12 protein-coding genes and 1 pseudogene are annotated in these 15271 nt (G+C 41.3%); 3 read left to right on the top strand and 10 right to left on the bottom strand.

All coding sequences use genetic code 11. The features are described from left to right. Nucleotides 1-253: 253 nt before the first annotated feature. Entirely contained in the window at nt 254-1030 is a 777-nt protein-coding gene (locus AB4Z29_RS27490; RefSeq protein ID WP_441946163.1) for an IclR family transcriptional regulator, read from the bottom strand. A 242-nt stretch (nt 1031-1272) separates the two neighbouring features. Between AB4Z29_RS27490 and AB4Z29_RS27495 the strand changes: the two genes are divergently transcribed. Both AB4Z29_RS27495 and AB4Z29_RS27500 read left to right on the top strand, forming a co-directional pair. After that, complete coding sequence (locus tag AB4Z29_RS27495) at nt 1273-2490, top strand: MFS transporter (protein ID WP_441946180.1); 1218 nt, start codon at nt 1273-1275, stop codon at nt 2488-2490. Nucleotides 2491-2699: 209 nt separating this feature from the next. Continuing rightward, a pseudogene (locus tag AB4Z29_RS27500) lies at nt 2700-2993 on the top strand (transposase); the annotation flags it as partial. Between the two features lie 243 nt (nt 2994-3236). On the opposite strand, the gene AB4Z29_RS27505 reads toward AB4Z29_RS27500, so the two are convergent. The 7 genes from AB4Z29_RS27505 to AB4Z29_RS27535 form a co-directional block, all read right to left on the bottom strand. Continuing rightward, on the bottom strand, nt 3237-4994 hold the full coding sequence (locus tag AB4Z29_RS27505; protein ID WP_441946164.1) for an ABC transporter ATP-binding protein: 1758 nt from the start codon (nt 4992-4994) through the stop codon (nt 3237-3239). Next, nucleotides 4991-6760, bottom strand: a complete 1770-nt coding sequence (locus AB4Z29_RS27510; RefSeq protein WP_441946165.1) for an ABC transporter ATP-binding protein — start codon at nt 6758-6760, stop codon at nt 4991-4993. Before AB4Z29_RS27510 ends, AB4Z29_RS27505 begins: the two co-directional genes overlap by 4 nt. A 236-nt stretch (nt 6761-6996) precedes the next feature. Continuing rightward, a complete protein-coding gene (locus AB4Z29_RS27515) occupies nt 6997-8424 on the bottom strand; it encodes a GH32 C-terminal domain-containing protein (RefSeq protein WP_441946166.1) in 1428 nt (475 codons plus the stop codon). Nucleotides 8425-8774: 350 nt separating this feature from the next. Beyond that, nucleotides 8775-9440, bottom strand: a complete 666-nt coding sequence (locus AB4Z29_RS27520; RefSeq protein ID WP_441946167.1) for a hypothetical protein — start codon at nt 9438-9440, stop codon at nt 8775-8777. 126 nt (nt 9441-9566) lie between these two features. Next, on the bottom strand, nt 9567-10376 hold the full coding sequence (locus AB4Z29_RS27525; RefSeq protein WP_441946168.1) for a hypothetical protein: 810 nt from the start codon (nt 10374-10376) through the stop codon (nt 9567-9569). Between the two features lie 90 nt (nt 10377-10466). Then, nucleotides 10467-11702 (bottom strand): IS110 family transposase, encoded by a 1236-nt coding sequence (locus tag AB4Z29_RS27530; RefSeq protein ID WP_441946169.1) that lies wholly within the window; start codon nt 11700-11702, stop codon nt 10467-10469. Nucleotides 11703-11939: 237 nt separating this feature from the next. Beyond that, a complete protein-coding gene (locus tag AB4Z29_RS27535) occupies nt 11940-12716 on the bottom strand; it encodes a recombinase family protein (RefSeq protein ID WP_441946181.1) in 777 nt (258 codons plus the stop codon). A gap of 157 nt (nt 12717-12873) precedes the next feature. Between AB4Z29_RS27535 and AB4Z29_RS27540 the strand changes: the two genes are divergently transcribed. Next, nucleotides 12874-13080 (top strand): helix-turn-helix domain-containing protein, encoded by a 207-nt coding sequence (locus AB4Z29_RS27540; protein ID WP_441946170.1) that lies wholly within the window; start codon nt 12874-12876, stop codon nt 13078-13080. A gap of 260 nt (nt 13081-13340) precedes the next feature. On the opposite strand, the gene AB4Z29_RS27545 is transcribed toward AB4Z29_RS27540, so the two are convergent. Continuing rightward, complete coding sequence (locus AB4Z29_RS27545; protein ID WP_441946171.1) at nt 13341-14249, bottom strand: hypothetical protein; 909 nt, start codon at nt 14247-14249, stop codon at nt 13341-13343. A 114-nt stretch (nt 14250-14363) separates the two neighbouring features. Further along, nucleotides 14364-15032, bottom strand: coding sequence for a helix-turn-helix domain-containing protein (locus AB4Z29_RS27550; RefSeq protein WP_441946172.1), 669 nt, complete (start codon nt 15030-15032; stop codon nt 14364-14366). Between the last annotated feature and the right edge of the window lie 239 nt (nt 15033-15271).

Here is a 15271-nt window from a genome sequence, read left to right on the forward strand (position 1 = left end):
TTTTCATTCACTCCTCCATATTTCATTCCGGGAAAGTGACTACTTGTAACCATTACTTAACCATACCGTTCCCCCGTCAGCTCGGCTGCATTGCAGAGAGTCAATCACCTCACTTCATAACGTAAACGTTTACGTAAACGTTTAATTGAAACCGTTTGAGTAAGCGCTTCCATTATATTATTATTAATTCTTTATTTTTTGTCAATACGTCAAAAGGTTCACGACAGTGAATTTTCTAGAATAGAAAAGCTTGTCATCCATTCTGGCCAAGCTCCCTAGATATTTCTCTGGCAGATCTTATAAGTTTGTTGATAATACTCTGCCGCGTATGCTCATTTATTCGCTGAACAGGCCCCATAATCGTGATGGCTGCAACGACACTGTTCATGTAATTTCTAATGGGTGCTGAAAAGCAGATCAGCCCTTCCAAATACTCGGATTCACAGCAACTAAAATGTAATTTCCGAATTTCCATCAGCTGCTTCTGCAGCACTTCCTTATCCGTAATCGTTTTTGCAGTATAAGATGTAAATCCTTTCTTCACCAGCTTATGGAGCCTTTCTTTCTCATAATACGCCAGCAACAGCTTGCCAGCGCTCGTGCAATGCGCAGGGCTGCGATATCCCACAAGAGGCAATATACACTCCTGATGCCGACATTCAATTTGTTCAATATAAACGATCTCATCCTCCAGTACAGAGATTAATACAGCTTCTCCCGTTGACTTCGCCAATTCCCTTATGATAGGCTGCGCAGCGTGATTAATCTCCAATTGACTCGTGACCACGCTGTTCAATTTCAGTATCTGCAGTCCCAGGCTGTATTTTTGGGTGGTTGGTTCCTTTAGCACATACCCCTCGCTTGCAAGCGTGCTTAACAATCGACTTACAGCGCTTTTGCTGATCCCCAGCTCATCAGCCAGTTCGCTAACGCCTTTCGTCGGCTTCTCTACCGTAAAGCTGTTCATGATACGTAGCGCATTGGCCACAGAGGAAAGCAAATACGGCTGTTGATCTGGCTTCTCTATCATAATAGAACCCTTCTTTACAATTTTCTTAGCGTTCTCTACAAACAAATAAAACTTTAATAAGTGTACCCAGCAGACTTGCCGGAATAGAAAAAAAAAAGAGTGGTTGTTGCATATAGCAGAACAACACGCTTGAGAATACCTCCTCTCTTTAATAATCTTGATGTAATGGATAAAGATAGTTTCATCATCTTCTATCACTAAATCAATGCCCTCGGAGTGGCGTGTAAAGGATCGTGCACATTATGGTATCCCCTCAGTTTTTAAGTTCAATACTCGTCTCTACCTTTTTTCTACAGCTTGGTATTTGGGTAAGAAACATTGCTATTTTGCTTTACGTTGTAGAGCATACCGGTGGGGATGGCTTTGCCGTTTCCATGATTTCGGTTGCTGAATTTTTACCTATCTTCATCTTTTCTTTTATTGGAGGAACGTTTGCTGATCGATGGAATCCTAAAAAAACAATGGTATGGTGCGATATACTCAGTGCCATTTCCATTTTGTTTATTCTTCTTGCGCTGACATACGGAACCTGGAAGGCTATTTTTTTCGCCACCATTGTTTCCTCTATTATGTCTCAGTTTTCACAGCCTTCTGCTATGAAGCTATTTAAACAGAATGTAAAGGAAGAGATGATGCAGAGCAGCATGTCTCTGTTCCAGACCGTGTTGGCCATCTTTATGATGATGGGGCCTGTGCTCGGGACGTTTGTTTATCAGCAATTCGGGATTCATATCTCAATTGGTATCATGAGCATTTCTTTCTTGCTCTCAGCGATCGCACTAACCTTCATTCCTTCAGATGGCACGCCTAAAAAAACAATGGATAATCATGTGATGGCGGAAATGAAAGCTGGGCTCAAATATGTGCTTTCCAATCGTTTATTAACACTGCTCGGAATTTCTTTTCTTATCGCCGGACTTGGTGTTGGATTGGTTGTACCCATGGGAATCTTTATCGTCACTGAGCAATTAAGCCTACCCGAATCCTACTATCAATGGATCGCTACTTCTAAAGGAATCGGCATGATTTTAGGAGGCGTGCTATCTGTCATAGCAAGCAAACGCGTGGGTCCACTGTATTTATTAACGACTGGTTTTTTGGTGAATGCCGTTTGCCTCATGACAGCCGGATTATCTTCGCACTTCTGGTTGACATTTTCAGCGGAATTTTTCATTGGATTTGTTACTCCTGCCTTTCAGGTAGCCATTCAAACCCTCATCCTCAGAAATACGGATGAAGCGTTTGTAGGCAGAGTAAATGGCATGCTGACTCCGCTATTCATTGGAGCCATGGTTTTGACGATGAGCTTCTCCGGCTTGCTGAAGGATATGTTCTCGGTAACAGTTATGTATGAGTTAGCTGCTGTTTTCTTTATAATCAGCACCGTGATCACCAAGTCCATGTATAGAATTCTCCCTAGAAAGTCTACTACTGCCGCACATGAAACGCAAGAAGCGTAAGCTCTATGCATCAATGGTTTATTTTTAACTGGCCTAGCCGATAGAATCGTTCCAATACTATGGAACGTTTCCATCGGCATTTTTTCTTTAGAAAAGTATTTTTGAAAGTTTTGTGGTTCAAAACCACAATAAGCGGTTGACGAAATCACGCAAGAGTAACGAGGATAAAATGAAAACATCTGCAAGTCCCTGTATTGTTGTTATTTCATAAATCGGTCCAGTACATACTTGTGCCCCGGGCAATGGCGATTCTGAAAAGCCACCATCGTCTGATAAATCCGCCAGCCAATACCCTGTCAGAAAAGAGCAAAACCCAACTAGACGTTCTACTGAACTTTCCCCCGCTGTTACGCAGTGTTTGGGAATGGAAAGAAGCCTTTTCTTGTTGGTACGACTTTTCGCCAAACGTCCGTGCAGCCAGTCTTGGCTTTAACCGTTGGTGTCAGCAAGGGGAGTTGATTGACCATGATACGGTGCGAAGCACCTTAAAAACGATGCGGAATTAGGAAGATGAAATCGTGAATTACCATCGTTGCCGTTGGAGCAATACAACAAAAAAGTCCAACTCGATTCCTTCATCATAGGTTCGTTTAATTTCCAATTATATATAATGATTGTAAAACCAAGGAATTGCTTTTTCTTTAGTAGAAACTACAGCAAACAGATGAGAGTAATGAGAGTCTGCTGTAATAGGAGGATACTTAATAGGTAGATCGATGTTGGACAAAATTCATAGCCATTCGAAATCACCCGCCTTTCATTTTGGTTGAATACCATAATTTTCTCATTTCCTCACTGCTTTCTAAAAGTTCACTAAGCGTCCCCTGAGCTTCCAACTTCCCGTCTTTCAAAAAAATAATTTGATCTGCCTGCATGAAACATTCTTTTTTATGGGAAGCCACAATGCAGGTTAAGTTGTTATTTTTCCGGATTCGTTCCCAAAGCTTTTTTTCGGTTTCTCCATCCAAGGCGCTGGATATATCATCCATCACGAATAATTCCGTATTCTTACTGAACATTCGGGCAACGGCAGTCCGCTGCTGCTGTCCGCCGGACAAGTTCGTACCCGATAGTCCGATAAAGGTGTTTAACCCAGCAGGCATATCGGCAACGTCATCACCCAAGACTGATAAAAACAACGCTTTGTTAAGCTGCTCCGGCGATAGATCCTGACCTAACTTGATGTTTTGTTCAAGTGTTTCACCGAATAAAACAGGTACCTGCGGAGTATAAGCGCATCTAGGCGGCGAGAAAAATGCTTCCATATGCGTTATGTCTTCATCATTCCATCTAATCTGGCCGTCTTGAAGCGGCAAATGACCAAGCAATGCCCGAAGCAAGGTGGTTTTTCCAAAGCCAATTCTGCCAGTAATGACTGTAAAGCTGCCTCTTTTAACCGAGAAACTGATATTGTATACACCATTTGTCGAGTTTGGATATAGACTGGTTAGATCATGCAGGGTCAAAGACTCCAATTCGGCAAAATGACCAGGACTTCCATCGGACTCAATCGACGGATCTTCTTTTAAAGATAAAGGTGCATGTTGTACTAGATCATGTTTCCTCGAAGGCATGAATAAATCACTCATTCTTCGGAATGAAATCCCTGTCTGTCGATAATGGGACAGAAAGCTTCCGAAGATCTGTGTGAATTCCGTAATATAATGTAAATAATAAATAAACAACGCGAAATCACCGACGGTGAAACTTCCTGTTTTCATCTCACCGACCGACAGAATAAGGATCAGACCGGTTCCGATAGATACCGTATTATTGAAAATAGAGTTAAGAATTTGTGTCAACAGCTTATCTTTTATATCCAGCGATTTGCGGACTGTATTTAGGTTGTCAAACCGTTCAATTACGCGTTTCTCTGCACCGAAGATTTTAATGATTTGAGACATCTCCGCGATCTCCCCAATCACCGTGGCTACGTTCGAGGCGGCAGTACGATTTGCCGACCGGTATTGCTCCAATCGCCTGTTGGCGAGATTAGTAATGACAACGATCAATATTAGCGGAATAAAAACCAGACATGTGATCTTGCCATTTATCGAAAACAGAACAACGAATGACACTGCGGCAAACACAAATTTTCCAATGACGTCCAACGTCCAGCTTATCGCGTTTTCGGCTTGATCGGAATCATCACGCATATTAACTATGACCTCGCCGGATGACGTGTTCCCCTTATATCCCACCAGTAAATGATAAAAAATATTTCGACGTATCAATGCATTAATGGAGAAACGATGCAGCACATCCGTCAAAGATCCAAAAATAATTAGCACGACTCTGGAGATGGCTATTGTAAGCAGCATGGCAATCAGAATTGTCAAATAGGAAATATCAAGTCGGCCTGCGGTAATGCTGTTGAAAAAATCTCGGGTAACCAAACCAGTAAAAAGTGGCGCCAGATGAATAAGCATCCAGATGATGCCATTCACTATATAAAGCCATGGACGATAGCGTATCAATTGCCACATGTATTGAAATGTATTCACTCGTTTACGACCTCGCCATCGATAGTTTCTAGTTGGGACAACCTGTAAAATCGGGTAGACCGGCAGGACGCTAACTGTTCCCTTTGACCATGTTCCATTATCCGACCATTCTCAATTATCATGATTTCATCTGTCCGCTGAATGGTCGACAATTTATGAGCAATGATAATAGCCGTTCTGCCGGCTAGCAATTTGTCAATCGCATGTTCAATCATGGCTTCGGTATCCTTATCCAGACGGGACGAGGCTTCATCCAGAATCACGAGTCCTGGTTCCAGTAATAAAACCCGTAGCAAGGCAATCAATTGGGCTTCACCTGCCGAAACCCCAATTCCGTTTCCTAGTAAAAGAGTATCCAGTCCATTAGACAATCCAGTAAACCACCGGTTCAGTGCAAGCTCTGCTATGGCCTTCATTATCTTCTCATCTGAAATATCCGGGTTAAATAAAGTAATGTTATCCCGTAAGGAAGAATGAGTGAGTTTGACTTCCTGGGTAATAAACCCGATGTTTCTTCTGATCTCACGCGGATCGTAACAGCTAGCTTCGATCCCGTTTAGTAGAATGTTGCCTGCAGACGGTTTATATAATTGCAGGAGTAAACGGGCTAAGCTTGACTTTCCGCTTCCTGTCCGCCCAAGAAGCCCCAATTTTCTCCCTGACTCCAGACGGAAGTTGATTCCATTCAGCACCGTAATTCCCTCTTCGTACCGCAAGATGACATCTTTGAATTCCACTTCTATGGCTCCGGAATCCAGTCTCATGTTTTTTGACTGTGCAGGCGCAGGTTCGATAGAAAACAAGCCAATCACCCGCTTGATACTTGCATGCGCTTTTTGAAAGTCAATTAATTGCTCCCTAATTTTTTCGATGGGATCAATGAGCAAATCCATAAATTGGAGAGTCAAAAATAGTGTTCCAATCGTGATCGCTTTGTTCAGGTACAAATAACCCCCAACGCTAAAAACCATGGCACTTCCGATGGAAAACACGAAAATGGTAGTCATCCACATTGCATAACTGAATAGCTGAGCTTTCCTTAAAACGGGGAACCACTTACGTAGGAAATTGTGAAATATTTGCATGACGTATATTATTCCGCCGTTAGAGCGGATATCTTCGCGACCCTTGAAGCGTTCGTTTAAAAAACCTATAAATTCGGCGTTGATCTCCCTCTCCTTTACCCAAAAAGGCTCGGCAATATATCGAATTTTCTCAAGAAACAACAGTGCTATGAATGCAAACAACGTTAATGTGGCTCCGATTCGCCAATCCTCTATATAGAGTAGAGTGAGAACACCTGCAATGATCGAAAGGTTACCTAGAAGTTTAACGAAAAAATGGGAAAAGAAGTTTTGCAGCGTGTTGACATCCCCATCGATTCGCTGAATGATCTCTCCTGACGAGAAGGCATTCTGCTTCGAGGTATCCATGAACAGATAGTGGGCCGCCATATCTTTCCGAATCGCGTTGGTGGCTCGCCAGCCGATTTTTTCGCCTAAGTACGTGAGGACGGTCGACAGCATCTGCCCGGACACGGCTACGGCCGTGTACATAATTGCTATTGTAATAAGATTTTTCTCGTTACCTCCTTCGGCAGCGCTGTCGATGAATGTTCGGAGCAGATAGGGATTGAATAATTGGAGAGCGATAATGCTATACAGGATAATCAGCATTAAGAGAAGCGGTCCTAACAGCGGGTAAAAATAACGTTTTAATAAATTCCAGTATAACTTTCGATTGATAGCAGATGATCTTTTATTCATTTAACAGCTCCCGGAAAAATAGTAAACGTTTACGTAATTGGCCGTACATAGTTGTGAAAAATAAGTTCGCCCCTTCTTGTTACCACGTTCTCCCCATAAGCCCTAAATAGGATATTACGTATACATGGCCTGCTTTGCCATTGAATATAAAATCTGATGCAAGCACACAAAAAGCCAACCAGAAATTACTAGTTGGCCGAAGAATCGGAGAAACTTTTCCGGACTCATTTTGAAAATTAACCCTTGGTTGTCTCAACCTTCACCTGCTTGAATTGAGCATTCCCTTGACTAACGAACAATCCGAGCTTGCCTCGTTCGATATCATACATTCTGGCGCTCATTGCAACTTCCTCATTGATATAGATCTCGCAAATCGACCCATCTATAAAGATCTCAAGCTTGTGATCCTGGTCAGGCAATAGTTCGATCGGACGCTCTAATTCAACCTCATATGGGAATGTTTTACCTCCATCTTCGCTTTGCATGATTGGTCCACGAAACGTAACTCTATTACGCTGCGGCTCAAGCGTGATATAGTAAGCAAAATCCAGTCCCCTCTCAGCACGCAGCATGATCCCGGTCCCCTGCGTAAGAGCCGAAAACCGAATTGCCATCGACACTTTACATCGATCAGGCAAATTCTCTTGCGATAAGCTGCCGGCAAACGCATATGGAGATTCGCATGTGTACTCTAATGACGACGACTGCCAGGTTCCCGTAATCCATTCCAGTTGCAGCGGTTGCTCGACTGCGAAAGCCTCATTCACAGAATCCGGAACCTTGACCGCGAGAGTACCGTCCGAACGCTGGATGATCTCATGGACTACCAGATTTCCGCCCCAATCCCAAGTATCATAATCTTTACCGATGTACTTCGGAGGATTCCACCCGAACAAATCATCATCCTTCGTCGGATTCCAGCCGAACAAATACCGCTTCTGCCCGTCGGAAACCGACTTCGCCGCATAGTAAGCGCGACCATCGAATGTGTCGACCTTTGGCGTAATCCATGGACCATTCGCCGAGCGGCTCATACGGTAGAAAGTCGCGAATCGGTCCGTGTAGTTAGAGTACACGAGATACCACCATTCTCCCATCCGAAACATTTCCGGGCATTCGTGGGCACCGACATGGATATTCGGCGCATAAAGCGGTTCACGATACGACCACTTATTCAAGTCCGGCGAAGTGAGCAAGGCTACACATCCCTTGCGATTCGAAGGTCCCTTGGCCATCGCGGAAAGAAGCATCCAATATTGCCCCTCTTCATCGTTCCAAAATACAAAGGGGTCCCTCCAATCAGAGAGCTCGTAAACCACGTTGTCGGCGGAAAAAGTATTCTCTGGAATCGGCGTCCAATTCATGAGATCCGTTCCGGTCGCATGGCAGACCAGTTGCTTTCCTTCCGGAAAAATACAGTAGAACAAGTGATAGGTAGGCCCAACCTTTAGAACATGCCCCGTTCCTCCGAGTATGTTAATAGCCCCATGCTCTCTGTAATTGCAGAAATCGTCCGTACTGATCAAATGCCAACCCTTATCCAGACCTTCCCTGTAATTCTCTCTCCATCCATGAAGATAAAACAACTTAAACTCTTGATCTTCATAATAGGGGATCACGTCTCCGATCCATGCATTTTCTGGACGATAGAAAAATTCCTTCATAGCTGCACCCTCCCGTAAAGATTCAGAATCGCATCACCAGAAATAGATTTAAACGTTTACGTAAACGTTTAAATACCTCTCACTTCTACTTTACTTAATATAGAGGCGCCATGTCAATTAATTATTACAATCATGTTCCAAGCGGCATGTTAAGCAAAGCGAAACAGATAATTGAGAATATTTGACCCAAAATTAACTAAGCAGATCTCCTTCCTAAATGCCCATCTCCAGTTTGATGAACCTCTCAACGAACCCATGGGATGTAGCGGTCATCCGCTAAGAGCTACATGAGCTTGTTTCTCACCTTTCGACAGTTCGAGCGGCCTCAGACTAGGTGTTAGTGCGTAAGATTATTCCTCAATACTTACTCTCCTAACACATTCATCGTAATCAGGACTTTTTAATACAATCAGCTTAATTTTATCCCCTGCTAGAAGTTTAATTTGGACTGTTCCTTCATTTAAAAAGGTAAAATCTTTAATGATCCTGCCACTTTTAGTTTCAAAATGATCAAAAAACTGTTCCATCTGGTAAGTATAATCAACATGGTCTACGGAAAATTTAATTGTATATATCTCTGTCTCATCGACTGTTTCCACCTGGACCGCATCCACCTTGACTGCATATTGATCGGTTGCACTTTTACGCAATCCGACAATGTCGCCTAGATGATATGTCTGATTTCGCTGCTCCATAGTTAAATTTGAAATTTCAACCAATTCTAAATACTTTTCCTCATTGATATAGTATCCACCCTTATACTTAATAATAAAATCTCTGTTTTCGAATCCCGTTTGATATATCGTGATATTGTCAGCATCCAAAAATGCAATTTGGCTTTCCCACGGCATGTAACGTAGAGATCCGTTAGTATTATCGATGGCTACATTTAATGAAATAAATCCAGGAGGTACCTCCTTTGAAACCTCTTTGGCACCGTCCCTTTCACAGGCGGTTAAACAAATGATTATTAATACGATAATTCCAATCCATAAATAAAAATGTTTATTGCACATAGTACCCCTCCTCGTATAATCATACTCCCAATGGGAACATATTTTAAGAGCAATTTACATGGAGCCGCGGCATGAGAAGTACCCAAACTATACACAACAACGACAGCCTCAAGAAAGAACTCCTCCTTATTCCCATCTTTGATACTTTCCGGTACTCCACGCATTTAAAACCATTCTGATGTCTATTTCTTGAACACCGGTACCGAAGTGATTATAAATGCTCGTTACATCAGTGCTGTTTTTTGAACTATATGCATCACCAACTCCAAGTGTATGACCAAATTCATGAGCGGATACCCACATAAAGTCACTGGACGAATATAGATCACCATTTCCTCTGGAATCTCCATAGTACATTGTTATCTTTCCTGGATTGGCTGTTGACCATCCCCCTGACATGTTTGAAATTCCTAATTTGTCTTTAAATGAAACTTTAATACCGCCTGCGTAATAATCTGCGTAGGTCGAGACATTATATTCTCCAAACGTGCCACTCCAGTTCGTTTCAACTCCTTTAATAAATGCACTTGAATATGTTATTCCCCAATTGGCATCAGCGGTTTCAGAATTAGGCATTCTCGTATAAGCGGATTCGCCTCTATAACTAAAGTTTGCTCTAATAGATACATTGTTGGTAACTGAATCTTGATAAACAACAAGTTTTTCGTAACCTCCTCCAAATGCATTTACGAATAAAGAATCATCAACGTAAATACTACCTTTTCTGTTATTATTCGCGGTTGATTTAACAGATAACTTCATACCCTGCCAAGTGACAGTAGCATATCCGGTGCTCTGATTCCATGAAACCGTTGAGCCTTCGTATGTCGAAGCGTAGTTTCGCAGACTAACTTCTACATGTCCCGATGGATCTATAAAGTTAAGAGGATTATTATGCACATACGTATAAAGATTTTGACTTAAAGGATTCCCCAATGCCCCCTCATACGTATCCTAGTTAATAAAACGGAACTTAGAACAAAAGAGGTGGCAACTGGAATGTCAATCCAATTACCACCAATTATATCATCCTGCTTGCTGTATCGGTAAGGTCGGCATCACGTAAACGGATTTGTTTTTCATCATTGCATAAATGATATTTACCAGTTTACGCATAATGCAAACAATTGCTTGCTGCTTTGTTTTACCTTCTGCTAGCCTTTGCTCATAATATGCATGAAAATGTGGATTCCTTGGCTCTTTCTTGGTACGTGTAACGGCTATTTGTCGGATGGCAAGGTTTTTGAAAATGTCATGCAATTCTCGGTTACCTTGCTTGCTCTTGTAATTCCTCGACTTATTCCCAGAACCTACGGTCACAGGTGCGATTCCTGCAAATCTAGCAAGCTTGTCTGCTGATGAAAAGCGGTGAATATCTCCTATTTCAGCAACAAGTTCTGCCGCTGTCACTAATTCAATGCCTGTCATGGATTCAAGCTGAAAACCAAGCTGATTCATCAAGTCCTCAATATCGACTTCAATACTTCCTATCTCCTTCTTCAGAAAGCCAATGGTTTTCACCTGACTCTTCACAACAGAATCTCTTGAATCCTGAAAATCCCTATACGTATCACCGTCAGCAGCAATCAACGATAAGATTTGATTAGCCTTCTTATTAGAAAGTCCATTGTTGCTATAACTGCGTAGAAAAATAGCAAGTTCATCCTCGAATACATCTTTTAGCTTCTGTGGAGAAGGATAGGACTCCCAAAAGGCAAGTGCCGTTTTGCCATCAACTTCTGAGAAGAACTTCTTATAGCTTGGATACGGATAGCTAATCTGTTGATGTAATTTCTTCACTGTTCCAGACAAACTATTTGCTAGCCATTTCCTTTGCGTTATAAGCTGGCTAATTGCCCAGTATAGATCAATTGGCTTTGCGTCAGGCAAATTGTGCAATTCATCACGCAAGACTCTTGCAACACATTCTGCATCCCAACTGTCAGACTTCTCGACCGTCACATGGCTCTTTCTTCTAGCGTTAGATAACTTAGGATTAACCTCTTTTACCCAGCATTGCTGTTCTATTAGATAAACAGCTAACCCTCTGCCGTAACCACCTATATCTTCCAAGCCATAGACAACGGATAACTTCTTTTTTGTATGCTTCTTCACTTCCTTAACAAGCAAAGAAAATGCGGATGGCTTGTTGTCAAACTTAATTTCTCCCAGCTTTTTGTTCCAGCAATCAGTAATGACGGCTGTATGATGCTGTTTATGGAGGTCTACACCCACATAAATAAGATTTTGCTGCTCAATCATTTTTGTTCGCCCCTTTTTGTAATTGTTATTTGAATCGTTACTAATAAGTTTGATTTACATTTCATACAAGATTTATTACTACGTAGATACTTGCTCTGTATGAATCCAGCCCATTAGTAACCACTCAATGAGCGGCTAGAACATCAACGATAAGATAAGGTTGCATCCTCAGTTCGAGCGGTCAGAGCCGCAAAGACACGTTAGCAATCTCTTATTCACCTTAATTGTATTCCTTGACTAAATAATAGCTTGATGCAACCCATCTGCTTCAATCTGACCGTAACGATATTTTCCTTGATAAAATGATTTACGGTCTAGAATGCGTTTTACCTGTACCTTGGTAAATGACTTTCCTTGCTCCGTAGTGAACCCTTCTTCATTCAATTGCTCAGCTAATGCGGATAGTGACCAAGCTTGAAACTGTGCTTTTAATTGAAATAATCTCTTTACAATTGCTGCTTGCTTCTCGTCAATAACTATTTTCTTCGAACCACGTTTTCCCTTATAACCAAAAGGAATGCCACCTCCTGCAAACTTGCCTTCGGATGCTTTCTTATTTCTCCCACGCCCTAGCTTCATCGTAATCTCTAGGCGTTGATAAGCATCCAACAATTCCATCAAACCATTGATTAAAAAGTCTGATGGGTCTTTCTTAAATATGCTGTATGTGGGCTGTTCGATGCTCTGAATATCAATGCTATGCCGTTTTAATTCACGATGTACAAGCACTTTGACAATGTCACTTCTCCATAACCTGCTTGTGTTTAGAACGACCACATAATTAACCTTATTATTAGATATAAATGTCATCATATCCTGAAAGCCTTCACGTTCGACTTCTAAGGCTTCTTCATCTACCTTTGCTCCGCTAATGCCTTCGTCCGTAAAGACGTGAACGAGATGCCATCCTTGGCGGTCACAATAGGCTTGAATCTCGTCCTGCTGGTAAGACAAGCTATAACCATCCTTCGCTTGCCCTTGTGTGCTTACCCGAACATAGCCTATTACATTCATCATTAATCCTCCATCGTTACGGAAATTGTAATTAGTGTAACGCCTAACAGTTCCATTAGGTTATTATATACCCTTTAAGCGTGACATTCAATGATTTTCCAGACAGGTTCGTGGTATAATCTCTCTATATTTCCCTGTTGGAACGATGGAGGATAGCATGAAAATAAAAATTCGACTTAAAGATATATTAGACGAGCGTGGAATGTCACAAAGACAACTCGCCCGACAAATGAATTTACGTCCAAGTACGATTAATCATCTCTGCTCGGATAAGGTTGATCGGGTCTATATCCGAACGCTAGAATCGATATGTGAAGCCCTTGATATAAAAATTCATGAACTCATTGTTGAAGAACAAGAATAAGCTATCGTATCGCTTTCTAATTTTAGCTTGTCTCCGTCGCTGGATGTGCTATGCCCATTTTCACAAGCCTGAATAAAAGTATTGATCTAAACCACCCCCCGATGGTAAGTTATCGTCTTCCCATTAGTTACTCGGCATCGGGGATTGCTTTTTCTTTATTTTCAAGTAGAATTAGGACTAAGTTATTTTTATTTCATCCAGCATATTGGGCTTTTTATCGTTATCGGCAAAATAACGTGTCCGTGTCTGTGGATGTGTATTTACTGGTTTATTACCAGTGGCTCTAGGCAGTTCCCTTTGGGAATTGTCATTTTTTTTGCCAAGGTTTTGCGATTGGCATAGGTTGACGATGTAAATAGTTGTCTTAGCGTTGATTCTTCGAACATGTTTTGCAACACTTGGAAACCGAGAAGCGTTTCTATCTTAGATATGCTCTCTTTATTACCCATTAGCCAAGATGAGTCCATCGTGCTTACTGATGACGGATATTCAATTTCATTTAGTACTTTAGCCGTCATGTAATCAAAGAATGGCTTGCCCAGTAACTCAACAGCATTTTTAGTAGGTGAGAACTTCTTCATGTCGCTATTACTCGGCTTAATTTCAAGCCGCAGGATTCCCTTGGATTGCTCGACAAGTTCAGGTGATGCTTTCTCTTTTTGTATCTGTCGCTGCTTGTCATAGAAAATTATTCTGCTGCTTTTGTTGCAAAACTCAACCGTCTGATCTTGGTTGTAGCTTCTTGTATTCTTAAATGCTAACTTCTGCTTACTTAGCATTCGTACATACTCACCAACATCTTTACCTACTTGGAAATTCCAACATATATCTGCTCGGCTTATTAACCATTCCGAATGGGGAATGCTGATCGAAAAGAGTTGATGAATACGTTGTTGAACGCCCTCGAAGAAACTGGGAATGTCATGTTGATTAATGAGATTTACATTGTTTCCGCACAACAGCTTTGGAATGGAGACTTGAATGGACAACGTCTGACTGCCATCTAGATACTTGATATATGACAACTGCTCATCATATATTTCATACCTCGTTTGGAGTACACCAGTTTCCTTGTTTAGAAATGTAACTGACTTACAGTTCTTCATGCTTAACAATACTTCTGATTCAAGGTAAATCGGTCTTGCTTTTATCACTACCGTATCAAACATTCAATTCCTTCTTTCTATTTTATGGATGAATTAATATCCTGGATCAAATTAGCTATGTTATAAGAAAAGACTATTTGCCTACATCATCATCACCTCCCTTCAATTTTTCTTGTCTTAATCTTTCATCCACAGCAAATCATGCTTTTTTAGAAGCTTGAACAATTCTTTATGAAAGCTTTCTTCCTCTTCGTCCCATACTGAAAATCCTGTAATACCCATAAAATACATCATGGAACGCAAGGCTTCAATACGCTTATCGTGCTTTCTCTCCCATTGCAGTTGCTGCTCAGCATCCAAACGTGATGGAACAGCTTCATTAAGTACATTTGACAACCTTTCTACTACTTCAAGAGCTTTATTTCCTCGATCTAATTCATAAAGTTCATTGTACAACTCGCCTTGAAGCGTAAGAATAACCTTCTCTATCTTCAATTCTTCTGTAGCCATTCTCCATTCATCTTCATGAGGATCAATTAATCTTGTATATTCATATTCCTTACCATCATCGTCTGTAATAATATCTTCAACTTCAAACAAATCTCGTTTAGAAATACGTCTTAAATAGTCGAGTCGTAATTCTATTTCTTCAACCTTAGTAAGATCCTTCTGAAAGAAACCCTCTTCAATCTTAAATAATTGTGAAAGGGCCTCTAGTTTAGCTTTCGGAATGGGTCTACGCTTACTAATCCAATCTGTGACTGTTGATGGTGTAATTCCTAGCTTCTCCGCTAACTTCTTGTATGTTCCGTTATACAATTTTACAATGTACTCTAATCCGATCATTCATACCCCTCCTAATCCGACGTGTTACAACGTCTTGTATCCAATATACCATTGGCGTATTAACACGTCAACTTTTTTTAATATATTTTTATATGACGAATTGTAATATGAAGTGCGACAGCTAGAAGAACAAAGAAGCCCATGAGTGGATTCGTGTAAAATGGAAGTTACCACACAACCATCAATTACAGGAGAACCCAACATGAGCTACTCCCATCTTAACATAATTGAACGAGGGC

Source organism: Paenibacillus sp. 2TAB23 (assembly GCF_052115165.1).
In the GTDB taxonomy this organism is placed as follows: domain Bacteria; phylum Bacillota; class Bacilli; order Paenibacillales; family Paenibacillaceae; genus Pristimantibacillus.